The organism is Pseudonocardia ailaonensis, assembly GCF_039531635.1.
GTDB classification, from domain to species: Bacteria; Actinomycetota; Actinomycetes; order Mycobacteriales; family Pseudonocardiaceae; genus Pseudonocardia; species Pseudonocardia ailaonensis.
Map to the genome: position 1 here is coordinate 39,510 of NZ_BAAAQK010000004.1, position 26,576 is coordinate 66,085.

The 26,576-nt window shown below is 73.1% G+C and carries 25 protein-coding genes; 17 read left to right on the forward strand and 8 right to left on the reverse strand.

The genetic code is table 11. The features are described 5' to 3' along the window. Positions 1 to 2 precede the first annotated feature (2 nt). The gene (locus ABD324_RS06635) at positions 3 to 428 is read right to left on the reverse strand and encodes a MarR family winged helix-turn-helix transcriptional regulator (RefSeq protein WP_344413531.1); all 426 of its coding nucleotides are present in this window, start codon (positions 426 to 428) and stop codon (positions 3 to 5) included. A 76-nt stretch (positions 429 to 504) separates the two neighbouring features. On the opposite strand from ABD324_RS06635, the gene ABD324_RS06640 reads away from it, so the two are divergent. Beyond that, the gene (locus ABD324_RS06640) at positions 505 to 1,428 is read left to right on the forward strand and encodes a zinc-binding alcohol dehydrogenase family protein (RefSeq protein WP_344413533.1); all 924 of its coding nucleotides are present in this window, start codon (positions 505 to 507) and stop codon (positions 1,426 to 1,428) included. Positions 1,429 to 1,472: 44 nt separating this feature from the next. Here the strand turns inward: ABD324_RS06640 and ABD324_RS06645 are convergent, their stop codons facing one another. From ABD324_RS06645 to ABD324_RS06655, 3 genes are all read right to left on the reverse strand, one after another. Then, positions 1,473 to 2,252 (reverse strand): IclR family transcriptional regulator, encoded by a 780-nt coding sequence (locus ABD324_RS06645; protein WP_344413535.1) that lies wholly within the window; start codon positions 2,250 to 2,252, stop codon positions 1,473 to 1,475. 175 nt (positions 2,253 to 2,427) lie between these two features. Beyond that, positions 2,428 to 3,066 (reverse strand): ribonuclease H family protein, encoded by a 639-nt coding sequence (locus ABD324_RS06650; RefSeq protein WP_344413537.1) that lies wholly within the window; start codon positions 3,064 to 3,066, stop codon positions 2,428 to 2,430. 9 nt (positions 3,067 to 3,075) lie between these two features. Continuing rightward, positions 3,076 to 3,678, reverse strand: coding sequence for a TetR/AcrR family transcriptional regulator (locus ABD324_RS06655; protein WP_344413539.1), 603 nt, complete (start codon positions 3,676 to 3,678; stop codon positions 3,076 to 3,078). 116 nt (positions 3,679 to 3,794) lie between these two features. Between ABD324_RS06655 and ABD324_RS06660 the strand changes: the two genes are divergently transcribed. From ABD324_RS06660 to ABD324_RS06720, 13 genes are all read left to right on the forward strand, one after another. After that, positions 3,795 to 4,934, forward strand: coding sequence for an acyl-CoA dehydrogenase family protein (locus tag ABD324_RS06660; protein ID WP_344413541.1), 1,140 nt, complete (start codon positions 3,795 to 3,797; stop codon positions 4,932 to 4,934). Next, a complete protein-coding gene (locus ABD324_RS06665) occupies positions 4,931 to 6,475 on the forward strand; it encodes an acyl-CoA carboxylase subunit beta (protein ID WP_344413543.1) in 1,545 nt (514 codons plus the stop codon). Before ABD324_RS06660 ends, ABD324_RS06665 begins: the two co-directional genes overlap by 4 nt. Before the next feature lie 13 nt (positions 6,476 to 6,488). After that, on the forward strand, positions 6,489 to 8,414 hold the full coding sequence (locus tag ABD324_RS06670) for an AMP-binding protein (RefSeq protein WP_344413545.1): 1,926 nt from the start codon (positions 6,489 to 6,491) through the stop codon (positions 8,412 to 8,414). Continuing rightward, positions 8,407 to 9,975, forward strand: coding sequence for an AMP-binding protein (locus ABD324_RS06675; RefSeq protein WP_344413547.1), 1,569 nt, complete (start codon positions 8,407 to 8,409; stop codon positions 9,973 to 9,975). Before ABD324_RS06670 ends, ABD324_RS06675 begins: the two co-directional genes overlap by 8 nt. After that, positions 9,972 to 10,760, forward strand: coding sequence for an enoyl-CoA hydratase/isomerase family protein (locus tag ABD324_RS06680; protein WP_344413550.1), 789 nt, complete (start codon positions 9,972 to 9,974; stop codon positions 10,758 to 10,760). The genes ABD324_RS06675 and ABD324_RS06680 overlap by 4 nt, the downstream gene beginning before the upstream one ends. Then, the gene (locus tag ABD324_RS06685; protein ID WP_344413552.1) at positions 10,757 to 11,239 is read left to right on the forward strand and encodes a MaoC family dehydratase; all 483 of its coding nucleotides are present in this window, start codon (positions 10,757 to 10,759) and stop codon (positions 11,237 to 11,239) included. Before ABD324_RS06680 ends, ABD324_RS06685 begins: the two co-directional genes overlap by 4 nt. A gap of 26 nt (positions 11,240 to 11,265) precedes the next feature. Beyond that, positions 11,266 to 12,561, forward strand: a complete 1,296-nt coding sequence (locus ABD324_RS06690; RefSeq protein ID WP_344413554.1) for an MFS transporter — start codon at positions 11,266 to 11,268, stop codon at positions 12,559 to 12,561. Beyond that, positions 12,558 to 13,001, forward strand: a complete 444-nt coding sequence (locus ABD324_RS06695; protein WP_344413556.1) for a MaoC/PaaZ C-terminal domain-containing protein — start codon at positions 12,558 to 12,560, stop codon at positions 12,999 to 13,001. The genes ABD324_RS06690 and ABD324_RS06695 overlap by 4 nt, the downstream gene beginning before the upstream one ends. Continuing rightward, complete coding sequence (locus ABD324_RS06700) at positions 12,998 to 13,819, forward strand: HpcH/HpaI aldolase/citrate lyase family protein (protein ID WP_344413559.1); 822 nt, start codon at positions 12,998 to 13,000, stop codon at positions 13,817 to 13,819. Before ABD324_RS06695 ends, ABD324_RS06700 begins: the two co-directional genes overlap by 4 nt. Positions 13,820 to 13,830: 11 nt before the next feature. Then, positions 13,831 to 14,886: an LLM class flavin-dependent oxidoreductase gene (locus tag ABD324_RS06705; protein WP_344413561.1), complete on the forward strand. Its 1,056-nt coding sequence runs from the start codon at positions 13,831 to 13,833 to the stop codon at positions 14,884 to 14,886. Beyond that, positions 14,880 to 16,610 (forward strand): acetyl/propionyl/methylcrotonyl-CoA carboxylase subunit alpha, encoded by a 1,731-nt coding sequence (locus tag ABD324_RS06710; protein WP_344413563.1) that lies wholly within the window; start codon positions 14,880 to 14,882, stop codon positions 16,608 to 16,610. Before ABD324_RS06705 ends, ABD324_RS06710 begins: the two co-directional genes overlap by 7 nt. Before the next feature lie 308 nt (positions 16,611 to 16,918). Beyond that, on the forward strand, positions 16,919 to 18,856 hold the full coding sequence (locus ABD324_RS06715) for an acetoacetate--CoA ligase (RefSeq protein WP_344413565.1): 1,938 nt from the start codon (positions 16,919 to 16,921) through the stop codon (positions 18,854 to 18,856). After that, positions 18,853 to 19,494, forward strand: coding sequence for a luciferase domain-containing protein (locus tag ABD324_RS06720; protein WP_344413567.1), 642 nt, complete (start codon positions 18,853 to 18,855; stop codon positions 19,492 to 19,494). Before ABD324_RS06715 ends, ABD324_RS06720 begins: the two co-directional genes overlap by 4 nt. On the opposite strand, the gene ABD324_RS06725 is transcribed toward ABD324_RS06720, so the two are convergent. From ABD324_RS06725 to ABD324_RS06735, 3 genes are all read right to left on the reverse strand, one after another. Then, a complete protein-coding gene (locus tag ABD324_RS06725) occupies positions 19,484 to 19,912 on the reverse strand; it encodes a DUF1707 SHOCT-like domain-containing protein (RefSeq protein ID WP_344413569.1) in 429 nt (142 codons plus the stop codon). The genes ABD324_RS06720 and ABD324_RS06725 overlap by 11 nt on opposite strands. A gap of 70 nt (positions 19,913 to 19,982) precedes the next feature. Further along, positions 19,983 to 22,103, reverse strand: coding sequence for a glycogen debranching protein GlgX (gene glgX / locus ABD324_RS06730; RefSeq protein ID WP_344413571.1), 2,121 nt, complete (start codon positions 22,101 to 22,103; stop codon positions 19,983 to 19,985). A 97-nt stretch (positions 22,104 to 22,200) separates the two neighbouring features. After that, a complete protein-coding gene (locus ABD324_RS06735; protein ID WP_344413573.1) occupies positions 22,201 to 23,037 on the reverse strand; it encodes a helix-turn-helix transcriptional regulator in 837 nt (278 codons plus the stop codon). 100 nt (positions 23,038 to 23,137) lie between these two features. On the opposite strand from ABD324_RS06735, the gene ABD324_RS06740 reads away from it, so the two are divergent. Together ABD324_RS06740 and ABD324_RS06745 are read left to right on the forward strand one after the other, a co-directional pair. Then, a complete protein-coding gene (locus ABD324_RS06740; RefSeq protein ID WP_344413575.1) occupies positions 23,138 to 24,001 on the forward strand; it encodes an oxidoreductase in 864 nt (287 codons plus the stop codon). 163 nt (positions 24,002 to 24,164) lie between these two features. Further along, on the forward strand, positions 24,165 to 25,343 hold the full coding sequence (locus tag ABD324_RS06745) for an acyl-CoA dehydrogenase family protein (RefSeq protein ID WP_344413577.1): 1,179 nt from the start codon (positions 24,165 to 24,167) through the stop codon (positions 25,341 to 25,343). A 40-nt stretch (positions 25,344 to 25,383) separates the two neighbouring features. Here ABD324_RS06745 and ABD324_RS06750 read toward each other — a convergent pair whose 3' ends face one another. Next, positions 25,384 to 25,929, reverse strand: coding sequence for a VOC family protein (locus ABD324_RS06750; protein ID WP_344413579.1), 546 nt, complete (start codon positions 25,927 to 25,929; stop codon positions 25,384 to 25,386). Positions 25,930 to 25,952: 23 nt separating this feature from the next. On the opposite strand from ABD324_RS06750, the gene ABD324_RS06755 reads away from it, so the two are divergent. After that, entirely contained in the window at positions 25,953 to 26,549 is a 597-nt protein-coding gene (locus tag ABD324_RS06755) for a hypothetical protein (protein ID WP_344413581.1), read from the forward strand. Positions 26,550 to 26,576 lie beyond the last annotated feature (27 nt).

A 26,576-nucleotide genomic window follows, 5' to 3' on the forward strand; every position in this document is an offset into this window, starting at 1 on the left:
CGTCAGGGACGGGAGACCAGACGGTCCAACAGGTCCTCCAGCCTGCGCCGCTCCGGTCCGGACAGCTCGCCCGTCGAGGGCGCGAGGGCCGCGGCGACCTCGGCCCGCAGCCGGTGGCCCAGCGCGACCCCCTCCGCGCCGAGGACGACGTCGACCGCCCGCCCGTCTCCCTCGCCGGGCAGCCTGCGGAGCAGCCCGCGCTCCTCGGCGCGGGCGACCAGGCCCGTCATCGTGGACTTCTCCAGGCCCAGGAACTCCGCGAGCGCGGTCATCCGCAGCCGCCGGTCCCGCAGTATCGCCAGCACCCGCAGCTGGGTGAGGGAGAGGTCGTGCGCGGCGGCGATCCGCGTGAGCACGGCCATCGTGGTGAACGCGCTGCGCACCAGCGCGTCGACGAGCCCGTCCCGGCCCACGGCGTCCTCGGTCATGGCTCCGATCGTACTTGAAGTGATTCGTACTACGCACTAATCTAGTTCGTAGTACCAACTAGTTGAGGAGATCGTGATGCACGCTGCCCTCGTCTCCGCGTTCGACCGGCCGCCGCGCTACGCCGAGGTTCCGGAACCCGTCGCACAGGGCCCGCACGAGCTCGTCGTCGAGGTCGTGGCCGCCGGGCTGCACCCCCGGGTGCGGTCGCAGGCCGACGGCTCGCACTACACGAGCACCGGCGTCCTACCCCTCGTCCCGGGTGTCGACGGGGTCGGCCGCGACCCCGACGGCACGCTGCGGTACTTCGTCCTCCCGGACACCCCGCAGGGCTCGTTGGCCGAGCGCACGGTGATCGACTCCCGGCGCTCGGTCGTGCTCCCGTCCGATGTGGATCCCGTGGCGGTGGCCGCCGCGATGAACCCGGCGATGTCGTCCTGGGTCGCGCTGCGGCGGCGGATCACGGTGCCGGACGGCGCTTCCGTGCTCGTCCTCGGTGCCACCGGCAGTGCCGGGCGGATGGCGGTGCCGATCGCCCGCCGGCTCGGGGCCGCCCATGTCGTCGCCGCCGGGCGGGACCGGGCGAAGCTCGCCGCGATGACGGGGGTCGAGACGGTGTCCCTCGACGATCCCGCCGCCGTGGGCCGGGCGGCGGCGGAGGTCGACGTGGTCCTCGACTACGTCTGGGGTGCGCCCTCGGCGGCCGCGATCGTCGCCGTCGTGACCGCCCGCGCGGACCGTTCCCGCCCGCTGACCTGGGTGCAGATCGGGTCCGTCGCCGGGCCCGAGGCCGCGATCCCATCCGCCGCCCTGCGCGCCGCCCGGCTGCAGATCGTCGGGAGCGGACAGGGTTCGGTGCCCACCGCGGACATCGTCGCCGAGCTGGCGGCGCTCGTCCCCGAGATCCCGGGTCTCGACGTCGACGCGGTGCCGGTCGCGCTGGACGACGTCGCCGAGGCCTGGACCTCCCGCAGCGGTCGCCGCATCGTGCTGGTGCCGTAGGGGGTCCTGCGGTGGCGGTCGTTGGGCGCCCGCACCGCGGCGGATCAGGTCTCCCGGTGCGCGGGCGCGACGCCGCCGATCCGCTCGGTGAGCCGCAGGCCCGACTCGCGGATCAGCTCACCGGCCTTCGGCACGGTGTCCTTGTCCAGCTCGGACGAGAAGGCGAGCGAGACGAGGGCGAGGGTGACGGCGCCGCGGTCGTCGAACACCGGCGCCGAGATGCCCGACTGGCCCGGGTCGTACTCGCGCACGCTCGAGGCGTACCCGTTGGCGCGGACCTCGGCGAGCACCTGGTGGAGGCGGGCGTGGTCGACGACGGTCTCCCCGGTGAAGGCGGTGAGCCCGTGCCGTGCCACCGCGCGCTCGACCTCGTCCGCCGGCAGCCAGGCGTGGAAGGCGCGCATGATGGCCGGCGCGGAGAACGGGAACGTGTCCCCGAGCCCCACGGTGATCCGCACCCCCTGGCGCAGGTCCGCCCTGGCCAGCACCGAGTACTCGCCTGGCCCGGTCTGCCGCACCGCGAACACGAGGTGACCCAACAGGCGCGCGAGCTCGTCGATCTCGGACTGGACCAGCTCACCGAGCCAGTCCTCGCGCGTGCCCGCCAGGGTGAGCAGCCGCGGGCCGAGCCACCAGCCCGCACGGTCGTCGCGGGTCGCGGCCCAGCCGGCCCGCCGGAGGGTGCCGAGGATGTTGTAGGCGGTGCTGCGGTTCAGGCCGAGGTCGTCGATGAGGACGCCGGTGGCGACGGGATCCGGCCACGCGCGGGCGATCCGCTCCAGGAGCCGCACGGCGTTCATCACCGCGGGGACGTCGCTCGCCATCCGGTCTCCTTCCCTGGTCGCGTCGCGGGCTCAGGGCTGGTCACCGTATCCGACGGGGGTCCGGTCGGCTCGACGCCCGCGGCCGCGGTGTGGCCGTCCGGTGCCCGAGAGAGGAGGCCGGGGAGGTGCGCGGGATCGACGGGCGCGCCGAGACCCGGAGGCCGGCTCGCGGGTTCTAGGCGGTGAGGGACTTCGACCGTTCGACGGCGAGGCGGTCGACGAGGTCGTTCATCTCGTCTCCCGAGTGGCCCTTGGTCCAGCGGAAGGAGACGTCGCCGCGGTCGTTGACCAGCTCGATCAGGGGTTCCCAGAGGTCCCGGCTGACGACGGGCTTGCGCTGGCTGGTGGTCCAGCCGCGGGCGATCCAGCCCTTCCACCAGGCGTCGCGGAAGCAGTTGACGACGTAGGTGGAGTCGCTGACCACGACGAGCGGGCCGTCGAGAGCCCGGACGGCCTCGAGCGCGGCCTTGATCTCCATGCGCTGGTTGGTGGTCGCCGGCTCGCCGCCGCTGGCCTGCCGCCCGTCCCTGGTGGCCCAGGCCCAGCCGCCGGGCCCGGGGTTGCCCGAGCACGCGCCGTCCGTCCACACCTCGAGGGCACCCTCGGCCGCGGGCATGTCCGGCTTCACGGCCTTGCCCACCTTCTTCGCGGGCCGGGCCGCCGTGCCGCCGGTGGCGCCGGCGCTGTCCGAGGGGGCGGTGGCGGCGCAGGCGGTGTGCGCCCAGCGCTCGCCCGCCCGCGCGATCTCCTCGCCGGGGCGGACGGGGGCGGCACAGACCCCGCAGGTGGTGGCGTACTTGGCGGTCATCGGCATCACGGCAGGTTATCGGGGCGGTTCGATCGAGGCCGTCAGGGAGGCCGCGATCTGCCCGCCCAGCTCCTCCGGACTCAGCGGCCCGTCCGGCCGGTACCACTTGTACGACCAGTTCACGGCGCCGAGGCACATGTTCACGTAGACCTTCGGCGACATCCCGAGCTGCACGGCGGGATACGCGTCGAGGTGCTGGCGCAGCGCGGTGGCGAACAGGTCCTCGAAGTTCCGCCGCCGCGCCAGGACCTCGGCCGCCAGCTCCGCGGGCAGCTCGTGCTCCTCCTCGAAACACACCTTGAGCAGCGCCTGGTGCCGGCAGGTGTAGGCGACCCGGGAGGCGATCAGGTCCCGGATGGCGGCGACGGGGCTGTCGGCGGCCGCGACGGTCGCGCGGCCGAGCACGAGGCTCTCGTCCAGCACGTCGGAGTACAGCCGGACGAGCAGCTCCTCCTTGCTGCGGAAGTAGTGGTAGAGCGTCGGTTTCGACAGCCCGACCGCCGCGGCGATCTCGTTCATCGAGGTGGCGCGGAAGCCGCGCCGGCTGAAGATCTCCGCCGAGGTCGACAGCACGCGCTGCCGCCGGGCGTCCGCCCTGCTGAGCGTCGCTTCCGTCATCAGCCCTCTTCACCGGCCCTTCGTGTCGGCCCTCAACCGTAGCCCCCACTTGACAGGGTGCCCCTGCCGCGCGAAAGTTCGACCGCCCGGTCGGTCGACTTTGTGAGGCAGTGCACATGCTATTCGAGCTCGACGACGAGCACACGGCCTTCCGCGACACCTGTCGCGACTTCACCGATCGCGAGGTCCGGCCACTGGTCGACGCCGCGGAGCAGGGCGGGTCGTTCCCCGCCGAGCTGTGGAAGCCCCTGGGTGCCGCGGGACTGCTCGGCCTGGTCACGCCCGAGGAGCACGGGGGACCGGGCGGGGGCGCCCTCACCGTCGCGGTGCTGGCCGAGGAGCTCGCCCGCGCCAGCGGCGGGATCGCGGTGACCGCGCTGGTCAGCGCGTACATGGCGGGGCCGCACCTCGTCCGGCACGGCACCGAGGCCCAGCAGGCGCGCTGGCTCGGGCGGCTGGCGGGCGGCGAGGCCGTGGCCGCCATCGCCGTGACCGAGCCGGGCACCGGTTCCGACGTCGCCGGCATCACGTCGAAGGCCCGGCGGACGGACGGGGGCTGGGTGCTCGACGGCCGCAAGATGTTCATCACCAACGCGGGCCTGGCGGACGTGCTCGTCGTCGCGGCACGCACCGGGGGGCCCGGCCACTCGGGCATCACGCTCTTCGAGGTCGTCAAGGACACGCCCGGGCTCTCGTTCGGTGCCCCGCTGCGCAAGATGGGCTGGCACTCCTCGGACACCCGCGAGGTGGTCCTCGACGGTGTCGAGGTGTCGGCGGATGCGGTGGTGGGCACCGAGAACCGCGGCTTCCACCAGATCATGGAGGGCTTCCAGCTCGAGCGGATCGCGCTGGCGGGGATGGGCCTCGGGCACGCCGCCGAGTGCCTCGACCTGGCCCGCGGCTACGTCCGGGACCGGGAGGCGTTCGGCGCGCCGCTCGCGCACCTGCAGACGATCCGGCACCGGATCGCGATCATGGAGATCGAGCTCGACGCGGCCCGGCTCGTGACCCACCAGGCGGCGGCGCGGCTCGACGCCGGCCATCCCGAGGCGTCGGCCTCGGTGGCCCGGGCCAAGTACCTGGCCGCCGTCACCGCCAACCGCGTGGTCGACGACGCCGTGCAGCTCTTCGGCGGCGCCGGCTTCGTCGAGGAGACGCCGGTGGCCCGCCACTACCGGGACGCCCGGATCCTGCGGATCGGCGGGGGGACGGACGAGATCCAGCTCGAGATCCTGACGAAGGGGCTGGCCTCGTGACCGAGCTCGCCGCCGAACCGTCGACGCCGGCCGCCCCCACCTACGACGACGTCGTGAAGGCCCGGGAGAGCGCCCTCGCCGGCGGCGATCCCACCCGCTGGCCCGGCAAGATGCCGGTGCGCGACAGGCTCGCCGTGCTGTTCGATCCCGGGTCCTTCGTGGAGGACGGGCTGCTGGCGAGCGCGGCGGGGGAGGCCCTGCCCGCGGACGGCGTGATCACCGGCGTCGGCCGCGTCGAGGGGCGTCCGGTCGCCGTGATCGCCCATGACTTCACCGTCAAGGCCGGGTCCTGGGGCGAGCTGACCTGCGAGAAGCAGATCCGGATCCTGGAGCGGGCCGATCGCGACCTGCTCCCCGTCGTGTACCTCGTGGACTCCGCGGGGGGCCGGCTCACCGACCAGATGGGCTTCTTCCCGGGCCGGCGCGGCGCCTCGGCGATCTTCCACCTGCAGATCAGGCTCTCCGGCCGGGTACCGCAGATCTGCTGCCTGCACGGCCCGTCGGCCGCGGGCGGGGCGTACATGCCGGCCTTCTGCGACTGGGTGGGGATGGTGCGCGGCAACGCGTCCATGTACCTGGCCAGCCCGCGGGTCGCGGAGAAGGTGACGGGCGAGCGCACCACGCTGGAGGAGATGGGCGGCGCGATGATGCACGCCACCGTCTCCGGCTGCGGCGACGAGGTCTTCGACTCCGACTGGGAAGCCGTTGCGGCTGCCCGGCTGCTGCTCGGCTACCTGCCGGACGACTTCCGGAGCTCCCCGGCGCGCCGCGAACCCGAAGCGCCCGAACATGTTCTCGGGGACGTCGTGCCGTTCGACCCCAACGAGGCCTACGAGGTCCGGGACGTGATCGACGGGATCGTCGACGCCGGCTCCTTCTTCGAGATCAAGGCCCGCTGGGCCGAGGAGATCGTGGTCGGCCTCGCGCGCCTCGACGGCCGGGTGATCGGGCTCGTCGCGAACCAGCCCGGCGTGCGCAGTGGCGCGATCTTCCCGGACTCCGCGGACAAGGCCGCCCGCTTCCTCGCCCTCTGCGACGCCTTCGGCATCCCGCTCGTGTTCCTGCAGGACGTGCCGGGCTTCATGGTCGGCGTCGAGGTCGAGCGTCAGGGCATCATCCGGCACGGCGCGAAGATGCTCGCCGCGATGTCGAGCGCCGAGGTGCCGAAGTACACGGTGGTGCTGCGCAAGGCCTACGCCGCGGGCTACTACGCGATGTGCGCGCCGGGCTTCGAGCCGCGGGCGACGATCGGGCTCCCCACCGCGTCGATCGGCCCGATGTCCGCCGAGGCGTCGGTGAACGCCGTGTACGCCAACAAGATCGCCGCGATCGAGGATCCGGACGAGCGGGCGCGCTACGTCGCCGCCCGCACCGCCGAGCAGGAACGCGACATCAACCTGCTCCGGATGGCCGGGGACCTGGTCGTCGACACCGTGGTCGAGCCCGGCGCGCTGCGGGCCGAGCTCGCCGCCCGGATGGTCGACGCCGACCGCTGGACCCGCGAGCCCGGCCGCCGCCACCACCTGATCAGCCCCGTCTAACCGGAGGACGACGATGTCCGAATCGGATCCGCTCGCCCAGCTCATCGCGAACCCGCTGCGGCCCCTGCCGGAGCGCTGGACCGTGGCCGGCCGGGTCGCCGAGCTGGAGCGCGCCCGCGCCTTCGCCACGGCCGACGACTACTGGGCCTGGGTCGCGGAGCAGCAGCGATGGATGCAGCCCTGGGAGACCGTCCGCTCGGGTGAGCTGCCGGACTTCCGCTACTTCGAGGGCGGGCTGCTCAACGTCGCGGACAACTGCGTCGACCGGTGGGCCGAGGACCCGGCCACCGCGTACCGCGCGGCGGTGGTGTGGGAGGGCGAGCCCGGGGACACCCGCACGCTGACCTACACCGAGCTCGCCGACGAGGTGTCCCGGCTGGCCAAGGGCCTGCTGGAGCTGGGCGTGCGCAAGGGCGACGTCGTCGGCGTCTACATGCCCAACCTCGTCGAGGCGTTCACGACCATCCACGCCTGCAACCGGATCGGCGCGATCTACACGGTGCTGTTCTCCGGGTTCGGCGAGGAGGCCGTGGCCTCGCGGCTGCAGGCGGCGCGGGCGTCCGTCGTGGTGGTGGCGGACGCGATCTACCGGCGCACCAAGCGGATCGAGCTCCTGCAGACGCTGCGCGCGGCCCGCGACCGGGCCCCGTCGGTCAGGGCGACGATCGTGGTGGACCGCACCGGGGACGCGCCCCCGTTGCAGGAGAACGAGTTCGGCTACGCCGATGTGCTGGAGAAGGGCACCGGTGGCACCCCGGCCGTGCCGCTCGACCCGAACGAGCCCTCCTTCCTGATCTTCACCAGCGGCACCGAGTCGACGCCGAAGGGCGTGGTGCACAGCGTCGGCGGCTTCCTGCTCGGCACCTGGGCCAACGCGTACTGGCAGGCCGGGTACGAGCCCGGCGACGTCTACTGGGTCGCCGCGGACGTCGGCTGGCTGACCTTCCCGATCCAGGCCGTGGTCGGCGGCCTGGCCTGCGGCATGACCATCGCCTGCTTCGAAGGCGCGCTGGACACGCCGACCCCCGCGCGGTTCTACGAGATCTGCGAGCGCCACCACGTCACCAAGGTGCTCGCCGCGCCCACCGTCGCGCGGATGCTCCGCAAGTTCGGCGACGACCTCGCCGCTGCGCACCCGTTGGGGCTCAAGCTCATCACGATGCAGGGCGAGCCCCTCGACGCCGACACCTTCGACTGGACCACGGACACCTTCGACGCCCCGGTCGTGAACGCCTACGGCCAGACCGAGACCGGCTCCACCTGGACCTACCCGGTGTACGGCGCGGAGGGCCTGAGGGCGGGTTCGGTCGGCACCGCGGTGCCCGGGCACGAGTGGGCGATCCTCGACGACGAAGGGGAGCCCTGCGCGGCCGGGGTCAAGGGCAATCTCGTGCTGACGGCGCCGTTCCCGACCCTGGCGCGCACGGTCTGGGACGACCACGACCGCTACCTCTCGACCTACTTCGCGCAGTTCCCGGGCCGCTACGCCACCCACGACGAGGCCGTCCTCGACCACGACGGGCACCTGTGGGTGCTCGGCCGCGCCGACGACGTCATCAACGTGGCGGCGCACCGCATCTCCACCATGGAGATCGAGGCCGTGGTCACCGCGCATCCGGCCGTCGTCGAGGCGGCCGTGATCGGGGTCCCGGACGCCACCAAGGGGACGGTGCCGATCGCGTTCGTTACCCTCGGCGGGGACGCCACCGACGGGATCGAGCTGGACATCTCGCGACGCGTGGTCGCCGAGCTGGGCGGCTACGCGCGGCTGGAGAAGGTGTACGTCACCGGCGCGATGCCCAAGACCCGCACCGGGAAGACCATGCGTCGGCTGCTCCGCGACCTCGTGGTGCACGGGGAGCCGACCGGCGACACGAGCGCGATGGAGGACCGGTCCGCTCTGGACACCGTCGCCCGGGTGGTGCGGGCCGGTGCATGACCTGCCCCTCGAGGAGCGGACGATCGGGCGCGTCCTCGCGGACAAGGCCGCCCGCGTCGGCGATCGCCCCTTCCTGCACTTCGACGGGAGGACCTGGACCTACGCCGACGTCCACGCCGTCACCAACTCCTACGCGGAGGGCTTCCGGCGCACCGGGATCGGCCGCGGCGACCACGTCGCGCTGATGCTCGACAACCGCCCGGAGCTGATCTGGGCGATGTGGGGGCTGGGCAAGCTCGGCGCCGTCGCCGTGCCGCTGAACACCGCGGCCAAGGGCGACATCCTCGTGTACCTGCTGGACCAGTCGGACTCGGTGCTGCTCTGCGCCGAGGACGCCTACCGGGAGCGGGTCGACCGCTCCCGCGTCCCGGCGATCCGCGAGATCCTGGGCCCGGAGTCGTTGGCCGCCTTCGCCGATCTGCCCGCGGACGATCCGCCGGAGATGCGCGAGGTCACCCACTCCGACCCGCACCTGATCATGTACACCTCCGGGACCACCGGGCCGTCGAAGGGCGTGGTGTCGCCGCACTCGCAGGGGCACGCCGTCGGCCGGCAGATGGCGTCGCTGTCCGGGTACGGGCCGGACGATGTCCTCTACACCTGCCTGCCGGTCTTCCACGGCAACGCACTCTGGTACACCGTCTACGCCGCGCTCTGGGCGGACGCGTCGGTCGCGATGGCGCGCAGCTTCTCCGCCCGCCGCTTCTGGGACGAGATCCGCGAGACCGGCGCGACCGTGTTCAACGCGCTGGGCGCCATGTCCAACATCATCTGGCAGCAGCCGGAGTCCCCACGCGACCGCGAGCACAAGGTCCGCACCGCGATGATGGTGCCCAACTCCGTGGACCTGACCGAGCGCTACGCCCGCCGCTACGGCATCGGCACCACCTCGGTGTTCGCGATGACGGAGAACTGCGCGGTCACCGTGTTCGGCCCGGACGACCCGCCGGAGAAGGCCGGGTCCGCGGGGCGGGTGCGGGACTACATGTCCGTGCAGATCGTGGACGACGACCGGCGGCCGGTCGCGCCGGGCGAGGTCGGCGAGATCTGCATCCGGCCCAACGAGCGCGGCATGATCATGCTCGGCTACTACGAGATGGCCGAGGCCACCGTCGCCGCGACCACGGACCTCTGGTTCCACACCGGGGACCGCGGGTGGGTCGACGCCGACGGCTTCCTCTACTTCGCCGACCGCAAGAAGGAGGCCATCCGCCGGCGCGGGGAGAACATCTCCGCCTACGAGGTCGAGACGGTCCTCTGCAACCACCCGGCCGTCGTCGAGGCCGCCGCTGTCCCGGTCCCCTCCGAGCTGGGGGAGGACGAGGTCATGGCCTACGTCGTGGCCGCCCCGGGCGCGGAGGTGGACCACGCCGAGCTCATCGCCTACTGCGTGGAGAACATGGCCTACTACATGGTGCCGCGGTACCTCGACGTGATCGACGAGCTGCCCAAGACGCCCAGCGCCAAGATCGAGAAGTACAAGCTGATGATGTCGGCGCGGGAGCGCCTCGATGATCTCTGGGACCGCGAGAAGGCCGGGATCACGGTGAGGCGCGGATGAGCGTCGTCTGCGACATCGACGGCCGGGTGGCCCGGGTGCTGCTGGACCGGGCCCCCGCCCGGAACGCCTTGAGCCCGGCGCTGCTCGCCGGTCTGGGGTCCGCTGTGGACGCCGCGCTGGAGGCGCGCTGCGCGGTGTTCGTGCTGCGCGGGGCCGGGGGCTCGCTCTCGGCCGGGGCCGACCTGCCCCACCTGCGGACACTCTCCGGCGACGACACCCGCGCCTACATCACCTCCATCGGCGCACTGCTGGACCGGATCGAGGCCGCGCCGTTCGTGTCCGTCGCCGTGATCAGCCAGTACGCGCTGGCCGGCGGCTTCGAGATCCTGCTGGCCTGCGATCTCGCCGTCGCCTCCGACGACGCGCAGATCGGCGACCGGCACCTGGAGTACGGGCTGCTGCCCGGCGCCGGCAGCTCGGTGCGGCTGCCCCGGGCGCTGCCCGCCGCCCTGGCCCGCCGGCTGCTCTACACCGGCGAGATGATCGACGGTGCCACCGCGGCGCAGTGGGGTCTGGTGAGTCACCACGCCCCCGCCGACGAGCTCGACGCGACCGTCGACGCGCTGGTGGCCCGGCTGGCCCGGCACAGCCCGGCGGCGCTCGCCGGCATGAAGGGCATGTACCGGCACGGCCTGGGGGCCCCGGTGGCGCAGGCCCACGTCGACGAGCGCGAGGTGCTGCTCCGCCACCTGGAGAGCCCGACGATCACCGAGGGCCTGGCGGCCTTCGCCGAGCGCCGCGCGCCCGACTTCACCGGGCCCGCCTTCGACAGGGAGACGCAGTGACGACACCGGTTCTGGGCCGCTGGTTCGAGGAGCTCGAGGCCGGCACGGTGGTGGCGCACGCGATCCGGCGCACCGTCACCGAGACCGACAACGTGCTCTTCACGACGATGACGATGAACCCCGCGCCGATGCACCTCGACGCGGACTACGCCTCCCGCACGGAGTTCGGGAAGCCGCTGGTCAACAGCATGTTCACGATCGCGCTGGTCGTCGGGCTGTCCGTGCCCGAGCTGACCCACGGCACGATCGTCGCGCAGCTCGGTATGACGGACGTGGCCTTCCCCGCGCCGGTGTTCGCCGGCGACACGATCCGCGTGGAGAGCGAGGTCGTGGAGGCGCGGGCCTCGCGGTCGCGGCCCGGGGCGGGCGTCGTGGTCTTCGAGCACCGCGCCTTCAACCAGCGCGACGAGCTGGTCTGCCGCGCGCGGCGGACCGGGCTGATGTACCGCAGGCCTGCCGCACAAGGGAGTGCACAGTGACCAATGACCCAGCGACCAGTGAACCCGTGACCAGGACCGACGTCCCGGCCCCGCCGATGCGGCGGGTGGCGGCCTCCGTACTCATCGGCACGACGATCGAGTGGTACGACTTCATCCTCTACGGCTCGGCCGCGGCGCTCGTGCTGGGCCCGCTGTTCTTCCCCGGCCACGATCCCGTCGCCTCGACGCTGCTGGCGTTCAGCACGTTCGCCGTCGGGTTCGCGGCCCGCCCGCTCGGCGGGATCGTGCTGGGGCACTTCGGGGACCGCATCGGGCGCAAGAAGATGCTGGTGCTGTCGCTGTCCATGATGGGCATCGCCACCTTCCTCATGGGCCTGCTGCCCACCTACGCCACGATCGGCGTCGCGGCGCCGATCCTGCTGGTGCTGCTGCGGCTGATCCAGGGCTTCGGTGTCGGCGGCGAGTGGGGTGGCGCCGTGCTCACGGCCGTCGAGTCGGCAGGCCCGGGCAAGCGCGGATTCTTCGGCAGCCTCCCGCAGGTCGGCGTGCCCGCCGGGCTGTTCCTCGCGACGCTGGTGTGGTTCGGCGTCTCGCAGATGCCGCAGCAGGCCTTCCTGTCCTGGGGCTGGCGGATCCCGTTCCTGGTGAGCATCGTGCTGGTGGCGGTCGGGCTGGTCGTGCGGGCCACGCTCGAGGACACCCCGGTGTTCCAGGAGATGCAGCGCACGAAGCGGACCGCGCGGGTGCCGCTGCTCGACGCGGTGCGCCGCTACCCCAGGCAGATCGTCCTGGCCACCGGCTCGATGATCTCCACGGGCGGCTACTTCTACGTCGTCAACACCTACGCGCTGTCGTACGCGAAGACGGCGAAGACCCAGAGCGGCAACGCGATGCTGATCGCGGTGCTGGTCGGCGCGGTGATCTCCGTGGCGGCCCTGCCCGTCTTCGGGGCGCTGGCGCAGCGCCGCGGCCGGCGCACGATGATCATCGTGGGGCTGGCGGCGATGGCGGTGTGGATCTTCCCGACGTTCCTGGCGATCGACAGCGGCAGCGTGGTGTGGCTGATCCTGGCCTACGTGGTCGGCTCGGTCCTGTTCGCGGTGTCGTACGGACCGCAGGCCACCTTCATCACCGAGCTGTTCGACGCGAGTGTGCGGTTCAGCGCGTCGTCGGTGTCGTTCCAGCTCGGGGTGCTGCTGGGTGGGGCGATCGCACCGCTGGTGGCGGCCGCGCTGGTCGCGGGCACGGGGACGTCGATGAGCGTCGCGGGGTACGTGGCGGCGCTGTCGCTGCTGTCGCTCGCGTGTGTGTTCGCGGTGTCGCAGAAGGACATCAGGCGCGGCAGTGAGGACATGAGTTGATCACCGAGTACCTGGATGACATCTCGGCGGGGGACACGCACATCAGCCGCGCCCGCACCATCACCGAGACGGACATCGTGAGCTTCGCGATGTTCACCGGCGACTGGCACCCCATCCACACGGACGTCGAGTACGCCGCGGCCGATCCGCGCTTCGGTGGGCGGATCGCCCACGGTGCCCTGGTGATCTCGGTGGCGCTGGGGCTCGTCGAGTTCCGGCCGGAGGCCATGAAGGCCTTCTACGGCATCGACGACCTGCGGTTCGTGGCGCCCACCCGGATCGGCGACACCCTCCACGTCGAGACCGAGGTGCTCGACGTCCGTCCGAAGGGGACCGACGACGGCGTCGTCACCTCACGGTTCGAGGTGCTGAACCAGAAGGGCGAGAAGGTCGTGGTGGCCACGCTGAAGGCCCTGGTCGTGCGGGAGGGTGCGGCGTGACCTTCCCCGTACGCAGCCTGATGTTCGTGCCGGGTGGGCGGCCCGAGCTGCTCGACAAGGTCTCCCGCTCCCGGCCGGACGTCGTCGTCGCGGACCTGGAGGACGCCGTCGCGCCCGGGGACAAGGAACGGGCGCGGGCGGCGATCGTCGAGGCGCTGGCCGAGCGGCCGGGTGCCGGGGCGGTCCTGCTGCGGATCAACCCGCCCGGCACCCCGTGGTACGCCGATGATCTCGCGGCGGCCGCCACGGCTGCGACACAGGAACGGCTCGACGGGATCGTGCTGCCGAAGTACGAGCGGCGCTCGCAGCTGGCCGAGGTCCGGGCCGCGCTGCCCACCGGGGCCCGGGTCGTCGTCGGGCTGGAGAGCGCGCGGGGGGTCATGGACGCGCGGATGCTGTTGGAGGAGGGCCCGGACGCCGCCTACTTCGGGGCGGAGGACCTGATCGCCGACCTCGGCGGGCGGCGGACGCCCGGCGGGACCGAGGTGCTCTACGCCCGGAGCCGGGTGTGCCTCGCCGCGCACGTGGCCGCGGTCCCGTCGATCGACCAGGCCGTGGTCGCGGTGCGGGACACGGACTTCTTCCGCTCTGACGCGGCGCAGGCCCGGGACCTGGGCTATCACGGCAAGATCTGCCTGCACCCGCTGCAGGTCGAGGCGGCGCACGCGGTGTTCACGCCGTCGGCCGAGGAGCTCGCGCACGCGCGTGAGGTGCTCGCGGCCGCGGAGCAGGGCGTCGGGGTGGTCGACGGGCAGATGGTCGACGCCGCCCACCTCGCCATGGCCCGCGGGGTCCTGGCCCGGGCGGGGGCCACGTGAGGATCGGCCTGATGGTCCCGCCGCAGACCCCGCTCGGCGGGATCGTGCCGCTGGCGCGGCGCGCGGAGGAGCTGGGCTACGACCTGCTGGCCTGCGGCGAGCACGTGTTCTTCCACGTGCCGGCCACCAACGCGTTCGTCGCGCTCGCGGCGGCAGCCGGTGCGACGGAACGGATCCGGCTGCTCAGCGCCGTCACGCTGCTGCCCGTCTACCCAGCGGCGATCGCGGCCAAGCAGGTCGCGACCCTCGACGGGATCAGCGGCGGGCGGTTCGAGCTCGGCGTCGGGGTGGGTGGCGAGTTCCCGCCCGAGCTGGTCGCCTGCGGCATCGACCCCGCGGAGCGCGGCCCGCGCACGGACGAGTCGCTGGAGATCATGAGCCGGCTGTTCGCGGGGGAGACCCTCACCCACGAGGGCCGCTTCGCGCGCTTCGAGGGCCTCCGGCTGGATCCACGGCCGCAGACCCCGCCGCCGGTGTGGGTCGGCGGCCGCAGGCCGGCGTCGCTGCGCCGGGCGGCCCGCTTCGGCGATGTCTGGTTCCCGTACATGGTCACGCCCGAGCAGCTCGCCGACGGGCTGACCGACGTGGGGCAGCGGGCCGCCGCCCTCGGCAGGAAACCCTTACAGGGCGCGCTGTTCTGCTGGGCGGGCGTCGGCCCCGACGGTCCGGCCGCCCGCCGGTCCGCGCTCGACGAGCTGGGCCGCATCTACCGCCAGGACTTCACCCGCCTCGCGGACCGGTACGTCCCCGCAGGCACGCCGGACCAGGTCGCGGCACGGCTGGCGGACTACGCCGAGGCCGGCGCCGGGACCGTCCTGTTCGCCCCCGCCTGCGGTGACGACGAGCTGGACCGGGCCGTGGAGCTGTTCGCGCGGGAGGTGGCGCCGGCGCTGCGCGAACGGTTCGGTGCGGCGGCGACTCCGCATGCGGGCCCCGGCCCCGCCGGCTCCGCGTCCGCCGGGGCGGGCACCTCACCGGCCGGCCCTGCCGGGCCGGGCGCCGCGTCCGCTGATCCCGTCGCGCCGCGCGATTCGCCGGCCGCCCCCCGAGAGGAGACCCGGTGCTGACCGACGAACCGACGCACCCCCTGCACACCGTGCTGGTCGCGAACCGCGGGGAGATCGCCGTCCGCGTGATCCGCGCCGCCCGTGACGCCGGGCTGCGCAGCGTCGCCGTGTACGGCGGGCCGGACCGCGACGCCCTGCACGTCCGCGAGGCGGACACGGCCGTGGCGCTCGACGGAGACGATGCCGCGTCGACCTATCTGAACGCCTCCGCCCTCGTCGCGGCCGCGATCGAGGCCGGCGCCGACGCCGTCCACCCCGGCTACGGGTTCCTGTCCGAGGACTCGGCGTTCGCCGCCGCCGTCGTCGATGCGGGGTTGACGTGGATCGGCCCGCCCCCGGCGACGATCGCCGAGCTGGGGGACAAGGTCGCGGCCCGCCGGATCGCCCGCGACGTCGGCGCCCCGCTCGCGGCCGGGACCCCCGAACCGGTGCGCGACGTGGCCGAGGTGGAGGAGTTCGCGCGCGAGCACGGCCTGCCGATCGTGATCAAGGCGGCGTTCGGCGGTGGCGGGCGCGGGCTCGAGATCGTCCGCGACGAGGCGGAGATCGGCGAGGCCTACGAGACTGCGGTCCGCGAGTCCACCGCGGCGTTCGGTCGCGGCGAGTGCTTCGTCGAGCGCTTCCTGGACCGGGCCCGGCACGTCGAGGCCCAGGTGCTGGCCGACGTGCACGGCACGGTGCTGGTGGTGGGCCTGCGGGACTGCTCGCTGCAGCGCCGCAACCAGAAGCTCGTCGAGGAGGCCCCGGCGCCGTTCCTCACGGCCGCGCAGGAGGACGAGCTGCGCAGCTCGGCGGAGCGGATCTGCAAGGCGGCCGGCTACGTCGGGGCGGGCACCGTCGAGTACCTGCTGGGCGCGGACGGGACGCTGTCGTTCCTCGAGGTCAACACCCGTCTGCAGGTGGAGCACCCGGTCACCGAGGAGGCGTTCGGCGTCGACCTCGTCGCGGAGCAGTTCCGGATCGCCGGCGGCGCGGGCCTGACCGGGGGGCTGCCGGAGGCCCGGGGGCACAGCATCGAGTTCCGGCTCACCGCCGAGGACCCGGCGGCGGGGTTCCGCCCTGCCCCCGGCACGGTGACCGTGTTCCGTATGCCGTCCGGCCCGGGGGTCCGCGTCGACTCGGGGGTGGCCGAGGGCGACGCCGTCGACGGCCGGTTCGACTCGATGTTCGCCAAGCTGATCGTGTCCGGCCGGGACCGGGCGCAGGCGCTGGCCCGGGCCCGCCGTGCGCTGGCGGAGACCCGGATCGAGGGCGTCCCGACGCCGCTGGCGTTCTACCGGCGCGTGGTGTCCGATCCGGACTTCACCGAGCAGTTCGCGGTGCACAACCGCTGGATCGAGGAACGGTCGTTCGAGCCCGGGGAGCCGGTCGGCGACGTGCTCACCGTGCGGGTCGGTCGCCGGATGATGACGGTCGAGGCCCCCGGACTGGCCGACCTCGGCGACCGCGCGGCGCCGATCCGCCGCGAGTCCGCCGAGCTCCGCCGGGCCGAGACGGCCGAGGTCGCGGGTGCCGCCGTCACCGCGCCGATGGCGGGAACGATCGTCCGCCTCGCGGTGTCCGACGGCGACACCGTGGCGAAGGGCGACGTCGTCGCGGTGCTGGAGGCGATGAAGATGGAGAACAAGGTGCTCGCCCACCGCGAGGGCCCGGTCCACGACGTCTCCGTCGCGGTGGGGGACGCGGTCGCGGACCGGACCGTCCTCTGCCGGATCGGGGACTGAGCTCGTCCAGCGACAACCGTGAGGTGCCCCGCGGGCGGATCACGTGACCACTGATCCGCGCGACGGGTACGTCAGCGAGGGAGACGGGGCGCTGAGGTGCCTGCCGTCGCGATCACCCTGCGATCCTTCCGAGGGTGACGGCGGCGCCGGGGCGGCAGCGCTGACGTCGCGCTCGGAACGATCTTCTCAGGGTGATCATCGCGAGGGAGACGGTGCGGTGCTCCGGACAGCGCGGAGGTGCCGCTCGGATCGATCATCGAAGGGAGACGGTGCTGGCTCGTCGGCGGCTGCGGTGGCAGCCTGGGCGGGTGACGATCCTGCGTGTGCCCGACGACGACGTCCTGGACACCACGGCCCTCGGCGGCTTCGTCCGGTGGCTCGCGGGGCAGGGGCACCCCTTCGACGGCTACGACGCCCTGTGGCGCTGGTCGATCGAGGACCTGGAGGGCTTCTGGGGCGCGGTGTGGGAGTACTTCGGGGTGCGGGGCGACCGGGGCGAGCGCGTGCTGGGCGCCCGCGAGATGCCGGGCACGCAGTGGTTCCCCGACGCGTCGCTCAACTACGCCGAGCACATGTTCGGGCAGGTGGAGGACGCGGACCGGGTCGCCGTCGTCGCCCGCTCGCAGACCCGCGGGCCGAATGAGCTGACCTTCGCGGAGCTGGCCGAGCAGGTCGGGCGGGCGCGGGCGGGGCTGCGGCGGCTCGGCGTCGGGCGCGGGGACCGGGTCGTCGCCTTCCTGCCCAACGTGCCCGAGGCGCTCGTCGCGTTCCTGGCCTGCGCCTCGCTGGGGGCGGTCTGGGCCTCCTGCTCGCCCGAGTTCGGCGCCCGCAGCGTCGTCGACCGGTTCGCGCAGGTGGAGCCCGTGGTGCTGCTCACCGTGGGCGGATACACCTACGGGGACAAGGAGATCGACCGCACCGCGGAGGTCGCGGCGATCCGGGCCGGGCTGCCCACCCTGCGGCACGTCGTCGCCGTTCCGTACGGGCGCCACGAGGTTCCGGACGCGCTGGGGTGGGCGGACCTGGTGGCCGGGCCGGGGCTGCTCGAGTTCGAGCGGGTGCCCTTCGACCATCCGCTCTACGTGCTGTTCTCCTCCGGCACGACCGGGCTGCCGAAGGCGATCGTGCACGGCCACGGCGGGATCCTGCTCGAGCACCTCAAGGCCGGATGCGTGCAGCTCGACACCCGGCCCGGCGACCGGCTGCTCTGGTTCACCACCACGGCCTGGACGATGTGGAACATCCTCGTCTCCGGGCTGCTGGGCCGGGCCGCGGTGGTCCTCGTCGACGGGAACCTCCTGCACCCGGACCTGCGGGAGCAGTGGCGGATCGTCGCCGGGACCGGTGCGACGCTGATGGGCACCAGCCCCGCCTACCTGATGGCCTGCCGGAAGGCGGGCATCGAGCCGGCGAAGGAGTTCGACCTCTCGGCTCTGCGCATGCTCGGCGTGACCGGGTCACCGCTGCCGCCGGAGGGCTTCGACTGGGTCGTCGAGCAGCTCGGGCCGCGGGTGCTGCTCAACCCGATGAGCGGCGGCACGGACGTCTGCTCCGGCTTCGTGTCCGGGAACGTCTGGCTGCCGGTGGTGCGCGGCGAGATGGCCGGGCCGATCCTCGGGGTGGACGTGACGGCGTACGACCCGGAGGGGCACGAGATCGTCGGCGAGGTGGGGGAGCTGGTGGTCCGCCGGCCGATGCCGTCGATGCCCGTCCGGTTCTGGGGGGACGACGACGGCGAGCGCTACCGGTCGTCGTACTTCGACGTCTTCCCCGGGGTGTGGCGGCACGGGGACTGGGTGACGATGTCGCCGGAGCGGACCTTCGTGATCTCCGGGCGCTCGGACGCCACACTCAACCGCGGCGGCGTCCGCCTCGGCACCGCGGAGTTCTACTCGGTCGTCGAGGACCTGCCCGAGGTGGCGGACTCCCTGGTCGTGCACCTGGAGGACGCCGGGGGCGGGCCGGGGAGGCTGCTGCTGTTCGTCACCCCCGCGCCGGGCGCGGAGCTCGACGACGCACTGCGGGACCGGATCCGCTCGGCGCTGCGCCGGGAGCTCTCGCCGCGGCACGTGCCGGACGCGATCGAGTCCGTGTCCGCGGTGCCTCGCACGCTGACCGGCAAGAAGCTGGAGGCCCCACTGAAGCAGGTGCTGTGCGGTCGCCCGGTCGGCGAGGTGATCAGCGCGGACGCCGTGAGCGACTTCGCCGCGGTGGGGGACTTCGCGGCCCACGCGGAGCGGGCGTGAAGGGGCGGACCGCCGCCGCGGCCGGTCTGGCGGCGGCCGCCGCCGGCTGGGCCGTGCGGGACTACCGGGCCTGGAAGGCGCTCGGGCCCGCAGGGATGCCGGCAAACCCGGCCGGCTGGCTGGCCGTCACCGGGATGCGGCTGCGGGCGCGGGATCCGTACACCTTCCGCGAGGCCGGCGACGGCGACGTCAGCCGGCTGTTGATCTCCCTGGACCCGCGGCCCGGGGAACGGCCCGAGGTGGCGCCGCATCCGGTGCCGCACCGGGTGCTCACCCAGCACGCCGGGCCCGCGGAGACCGTCGCCCTCCAGGACGCCGTCGCGGAGCTCGCGGAGCGGCCCGGGTTCGAGATGCGGCTCTCGGACTGGGAGCAGCACCATCCGGCGCTGAGCCGGGTGGACGGGCCCGAGCTCGCGCACGTCCACCCGTCGGACGGTTCCGCGCACGTCGTGCTGTCCCCGCTCGACGCCCGGGTGGTCGTCGGGCGGCGGTGGGGCGAGTTCCATCCACTGGCCGGGGTGGCGCCCGCCCTCCCGTTCATGCCCGGCCTGCCGGCCGGGTACGTGCTGCTCTACCCGCCCCAGGACGCCGCGCAGGTCGCCCGCCTGGCCACCATCGTGGAGGCCGCTACCGGCTGACCGCCCGGCAGCCGGCCCTGCCGGTCAGTGAGCCCGTGAGCGTGCCGAGCAGCAGCACCGCACCCCACGGGCCGAACACCCACACGGGCCAGAAGGGCAGTGGCCGACCGGCGCCCACGGACGTCGCCACCCAGATGACCAGGCAGATCACGCTCGCCAGGGCCCAGGGGGCCCAGATCGCCGCGACCGGCATCCGGGGCATCCGCGGCGGGACGGGGAACGGGCGCTGCGGCGCGGGCCGCGGGGCGGCCGGCAGGTCCGCCGTCACCGCGTCCAGCTCCGCCCTGGTGCGGGCCGCGTAGACCCGGTCCACCCGCTGCTCGTACTCCGCGAGGTCCAGCCGCCCCGCGCCCACGTGCTCACCCAGCCGGGCCGCCGCCTGCTCGCGTTCCGCGTCCCCGATCCGAAGCTCCGCCATGACGCACCTCCCCGTCGTGTGGGACGAGTCTCTCCAGCCGGAGTCGACATGTCAAGTTCGACAGGTCGGCTCAGGACGGTGGGACGGTGCAGCGGAGGACCGCCATCGACCGGGCCGGGATCCGAAGCCGGGTCCCGGCCTGCGGGTGCCGCCGCCGCGGATTGGCGAGCAGCGGGTCCGCGGTGTCGACGACGGTCTCCCACGCCCGTCCGTACGTCTCGTCCGGCAGGGCGAAGGTGACCTGCTGGTGATGGGCGTTGATCAGGAGCAGGAAGGAGTCGTCGACGATCGGGGTGCCCAGCTCGTCGCGGTCCGGGATGCCGCGGCCGTTGAGGTAGATGCCGAGCGGCGCCGTCTGCCCGCGCTCCCAGTCCTCGTCCCGCATGTGCGTCCCGTCGGCGCGCAGCCAGGCGATGTCCGCGATGTCGGAGCCCAGGATCGGCCGGCCCTGGAAGAACCGCTGCCGGCGGAAGATGGGGTGCGCGGCGCGCAGCTCGGTGAGGCGCCCGACGAACTCGGTGAGCACCTCGTGCTCGCGGGCCCGCTCCCAGTCCACCCAGGACAGCTCGTTGTCCTGGCAGTACACGTTGTTGTTGCCCTGCTGGGTGCGGCCGAGCTCGTCGCCGTGCGCGAGCATCGGCACGCCCTGCGACAGCACCAGGGTGGTGAGGATGTTGCGCTTCTGCCGCTCCCGCAGCGCGTGGACCGCGACGTCCTCCGTGGGGCCCTCCGCGCCGTGGTTCCAGGAGCGGTTGTGGCTCTCCCCGTCGGCGTTGCCCTCGCCGTTGGCGTCGTTGTGCTTCTCGTTGTAGGACACCAGGTCCTCGAGGGTGAAGCCGTCGTGCGCGGTGACGAAGTTGATGGACGCGATGGGGCGCCGGTTGTCCGCCTCGTACAGGTCGCTCGAGCCCGTGAACCGCGCGGCGAACTCGCCGAGGCTCGCCGACTCGCCCCGCCAGAAGTCCCGCAGCGTGTCGCGGTAGCGGCCGTTCCACTCCGTCCACAGGGGAGGGAAGCCGCCGACCTGGTAGCCGCCGTCGCCCACGTCCCACGGCTCCGCGATCAGCTTGACCTGGCTGACGATCGGGTCCTGGTTCACCAGGTCGAAGAACGCGGCGAGCCGGTCGACGGAGTGGAACTCGCGCGCGAGGGAGGAGGCGAGGTCGAAGCGGAACCCGTCGACGTGCATCTCGGTGACCCAGTAGCGCAACGAGTCCATGAGCAGGCGCAGCGACTCGTGATGGCGCACGTTGAGGCTGTTGCCGGTGCCGGTGGTGTCGAAGTAGTGCCGCTCGTCGCCGTCGACGAGCCGGTAGTAGGCCTGGTTGTCGATGCCGCGGAAGGAGAGCGTCGGGCCCAGGTGGTTGCCCTCGGCGGTGTGGTTGTAGACGACGTCGAGGATCACCTCGATACCCGCCCGGTGCAGGGTGCGGACCATCGTCTTGAACTCCGCGACCTGCTCCCCGCGGGTGCCGAAGCACGCGTAGCCGTTGTGCGGGGCGAAGAAGCCGATGGTGTTGTAGCCCCAGTAGTTGCTCAGCCCCTTGTCGATCAGGGTCGAGTCGTTCACGAACTGGTGCACCGGCATCAGCTCGACGGCCGTCACCCCCAGCGCCTTGAGGTGGGCGACCATCACGGGATGCGAGAGCCCGGCGTAGGTGCCGCGGACCTCGTCGGGGATCCCGGGGTGCCGGACGGTCATGCCGCGCACGTGGGCCTCGTACACGACGGTCTCGTTGTACGGGATCCGTAGTGGACGGTCGTCGGCCCAGTCGAAGTAGGGGTTGATCACCACGGACGTTGCGGCGTAGGGCGCGGAGTCCGCGTCGTTGAACGAGTCCGGGTCGCCGAAGCGGTAGGAGAACAGCGCCTCGTCCCAGCGGTACTCGCCGTCGACCGCCTTGGCGTAGGGGTCGAGCAGCAGCTTCGCGGGGTTGCAGCGCAGGCCCGCGCCGGGGTCGTACGGGCCGTGCACCCGGTAGCCGTAGCGCTGGCCGGGACCGATCCGCGGCACGTACCCGTGCCAGATCAGGCCGTTGCGCTCGGGGAGCGGCAGGCGTTCCTCGGTGCCGTCGTCGCCGAGGAGGCAGAGCTCGATCCGCTCCGCCACCTCGGAGAAGATCGAGAAGTTGGTGCCACCACCGTCGTACGTCGCGCCCAGGGGATAGGGCTTGCCGGGCCAGACGTCCACACGTTCTCCAGTTCTCGGGGGTGGCCCATCCTCGCCCGCCGACCCCCGCCCCGCACGTCCTGTGAGTGGCAATGGTCGCCATAGCGACTATTGCCACTCACGAGGTCGGGGTGAGCTCCTGGGTGCCGAGCGCGGCAAGGAGGTCGAGCTTGCTGCGCGCGTCGGTGCCGGGGCGCGGGGTGAGCACGAGGACCCGCAGGTTGGAGCCCCGGGTGGACAGCGTGTCGCAGTCCAGGTCGATGTCGCCGGCCTCCGGGTGGGCGATGATCTTGTGGGCGCCCTGGTGCTCCTCGACGATCTGGCGCGCCCACAGCTCGCGGAAGCGCGGGAACTCCTCCAGGCGGGAGAGCAGCGCCGCGACGTCCGGATCGTCCGGGTAGCGGCTGGTGGTGGAGCGTAGGTCCGCCACCATGGACTCCTCGAACACCCGGAACTCCTCGGGGGTGTAGCGGGCCCGGCCGTGGTCGCGGGCGAACATCCGGACCAGCGCGTTGCGTTCCTCCGCGCCACTGGGGTCGCCGAACACCGCCGCGTACAGCGGGTTCCAGTGCAGCAGGGTCCACGTGGCGTCGAAGACGGCGAGCGGATGGCCCTCCAGCTGGCCGACGATGCGCTGCACGCTGTGGGGGAGCATCCGCGGCACGCGGGCGGGGTCCTCGGCGTGGCCGGCGAGGCGCAGGAGGTGGGCCTGCTCGGCGTCCGAGAGCTGCAGGGCGCGGGAGAGCGCCGCGCAGACCTGGGCCGACGGGGTGCGGGCGCGGCCCTGCTCGAGGCGCACGACGTAGTCGATCGAGATGCCGGCCTGGATGGCCAGCTCCTCGCGGCGCAGGCCGGGGGCGCGCCGCGAGCCGTTGCGGGGCAGCCCGATCTCGGCCGGGTCGAGGCGGTCCCGCCAGGTGCGCAGGGCCGCGGCCAGGTCGGCGGTGCTGTCCATGGCTCCATTGTCCGCGCCGCGTCACCCGTCTGCCTGGTATCGGCGTTACCAGGAAGACCCGTCGCTCCCACGACGCAACGATCGGGTGCAGGGTGGACCCATGAGCACTCCAGGCGGGACCCTCACCCTGGCCGACGACCTCGCGCTCAGCCGCATGGGCTACGGCGCCATGCAGCTGGCCGGACCGGGCGTCTTCGGCCCCCCGCGCGACCGCGACGAGGCCGTGCGCGTGCTGCGCACCGTCGTCGAGCTGGGCATCACGCACATCGACACCAGCGACTACTACGGCCCCGTGGTCACCAACGAGATCATCCGCGAGGCCCTGCATCCCTACCCGGCCGACCTGCGGATCGTCACCAAGCTGGGGGCGAAGCGCGGGCCGGAGGGCTCGTGGGACCCCTCGCCCCACAACCTGCGCGAGCAGGTGCAGGACAACCTGGCCCATCTCGGGATCGACGCCCTCGACGCCGCCAACTTCCGCGTGATGGGCCCGGGGCCCGTCGCCGAGACGTTCGGGCCGCTCGCCGAGCTGCAGAAGGAGGGCCTGGTCCGCCACCTCGGCCTGTCCAACGCGACGGCCGAGCAGGTCGCCGAGGCGCGGACGATCGCGCCGCTGGTGTTCGTGCAGAACATGTACAACGTGGCCCACCGGGAGGACGACGCGCTGGTCGACGCCCTCGCCGCGGACGGCATCGGCTACGTCCCGTTCTTCCCGCTCGGCGGGTTCAGCCCGCTGCAGTCCGGGGCGCTCGACGAGGTCGCGGTGTCCCTCGGCGCCACGGCCCAGCAGACCGCGCTCGCCTGGCTGCTGCAGCGCTCGCCGAACATCCTCGTGATCCCCGGGACGAGCTCGGTGGCGCACCTTCGGGACAACGTCGCCGCCGCCTCCCTCGAGCTCCCCGAGGAGGCCCTCGCCCGTCTGGAGAGGATCGCGGCGGAGGACGGCTGGAAGGCCCCGTACTGATCGCCGAGATGAACCTCAGGGCTGTTCTCTCCTGGTCGAAAGCGCCCTGAGGTTCATCTCGACGCGCCTGGGGCTGACCCTCGCGGGCCACGGTCGGCCCGTGCCGCGGGGCACGCGGCGGGCATGATGGGCGCCGTCACCGCCGACCGGAGAGGCCGCCCGCATGGACTTCGCGCTGCCCGAGACCGCCCTCGCCGTGCAGGAGGGGGTGCGCGCGATCGGGGCCAGGTACGACCACGCGTACTGGTCGCGGCTGGAGGAGGAGCACCGCTTCCCGTGGGAGGTCTGGAAGGACCTGTCGGACGGCGGGTGGATCGGGCTGACCGTGCCCGAGGAGTACGGCGGGGGCGGGCAGGGCATGCTCGAGCTGGCCGTGGCCTGCGAGACCCTCGCGGCCTCGGGCGGCACCGGCGGGATCTTCCTCTACATCCTCACCCCGGGGTTCGGCGCGACCACGCTCGCCCGGCACGGCTCCCCGGAGCAGAAACAGCGGCTGCTGCCCGGTCTCGCGTCGGGTGACCTGCAGTTCTGCATGGCCCTCACCGAGCCGGACGCGGGCAGCGACGCGCTCCGCATCCGCACCCACGCCGTCCGCGACGGGTCCGACTTCGTGATCAACGGCCAGAAGATCTGGATCTCCGGGCTGGAGAACGCGGACTGGATGATCGCGATCACCCGGACCGTCCCCGCCGCCGAGGCCAGGCCCCGGACCAGCGGGTTCACCCTCCTGTTGGTGGACGTGAAGGAGGCCGTCGCCGGCGGCACCCTGCGCTACACCCCGATCCCCAAGCTGGGATCCAACGTCGTGACCTCGAGCCAGGTGTTCTTCGACGACGTCCGGGTGCCGGCCGAGAACGTCCTCGGCGAGGTCGACGGCGGGTTCGCCGTGCTGTGGGACATCCTCAACCCCGAGCGGATCCTGGCCGCGGCCGGGGGCGTGGGGACCGCGGACGCGGCGCTCGACGTCGCGGTGCGGTACGCGAAGGAGCGCGAGGTGTTCGGCCGCCCGATCGGCGCCAACCAGGGCATCCAGTTCCCGCTCGCGCAGATCAAGGCGAAGGCGGAGCTGGGCAGGCTGATGACCTACAAGGCCGCGTGGCTCTTCGACAACGACCTGCCCTGCCACACCGAGACCACCATCGCGAAGCTCACCGGGGCGCAGGTGGGTTGGGAGGCCGCCAACCAGGCCTTCCAGACCTTCGGCGGGATGGCGTACTCCAAGGAGTACCCGGTGGAACGGCTGTTCCGGGACGCGCGGATCGCCAAGAACATCCCGGTGGCCGAGGAGCTGGTCCTCGCGCACATCGGTACCCAGGTCCTGGGCCTGCCGCGGTCCTACTGAGGTCGTGAGTGGCGATGGTCGCCGGAGCGACCATCGCCACTCACAGCCGTAGGGGGCCGGAGTCGAGGAGGAGACGCATCGACGGGTCGCCCTCGGCGGTGAGCGAGATGCCCGGGAGCGTGGGGCCGGGGGCGGTGGCGCCGGTCAGGCGGGTGGCGACGATCCCGGTCGCGCCCGACCTGTGCGGGGGGACGTGCCGGTGGGGGAGACCGGCGATCTGCTCGTCCGTGAGCTCGGCGATCGCGAGGAACGGCATGTCCGGGGTGCCCTGGTGGATCGCCAGCGTCGGGCCGTCGGGCACGGTGTAGCGGCGGAAATCGCCCTCGGGGAGGGTGCCACGCAGCACGATGCCGTAGGGGAACGCGGTGCGGGCGGAGCGCTCCGCGAACCCGAGGCCGGAGGCCTGCTCGGTCTCCGGCTCGTCGATCCACAGCAGCTCGACGTAGTGCCGGCGGAAGCGGATCCGCCGGTTGCGGGTGCCCTGCCCGGTGTGCGTCGTGCCCTCGTCGAGGAAGAAGCCGGCGAGAGGACCTGCCGGTTCGGGCGGTCCGGGCAGGAAGGCGATGAGGTGGTCGAGCTCCAGCACGGGATCCAGGGTATTCAGGTGGGGTGATCGATCGTTTCGAGGGCTGGATCGCCGGGCTCGGCACGGCCGCGGGAACCCGCGTCGTGGTGGGGCGCTGGCCGCGCTCGCCGCTCGGGGCGTTCACCGACGTCATGGTCCAGCGGCCGGACGGGCACCGGCTGCTGCTCGCGCCGTCACCTGCCGTCGCGGAGTTCGTCGAGGCCACCTACTCGTTCGACGAGGTGGCGATCGGGCCCGTCGGGTACGTGGTCCGGGGGGACCGGCGGCAGGTGACGGCGGGGCCGCTGGAGTGCGCGTTCCGGATCGGCGGGCGCGCGCCGCTCGGGTGGTTGCTGCGCGGGGTGCCCGGCCCGCTCGCGACGGATCCGCGCTGGGTCACCGCCCTCGACGGCGTGGCCCGCCGGGTGCTGCCCGGGGTGCGGACGGTCGGGACAGCGGGGCAGGGGCGCCGGGAGTTCTACTGCGCCCGCGACCTGCACCGGATCGTCTCCGCGGTGGTGCGCTGGCAGGGAGCGGACCAGGGCGGCCTGACGAGGGTGGACCCGCCGGTCACCTTCGGCTTCGGCTCCACCCCGGCCGCGCCCTCGCTGGTCCGGATCACGACGCTCGTGGAGCGCTGAACCAGGGACGGGTGCTGCCGAGCGCCG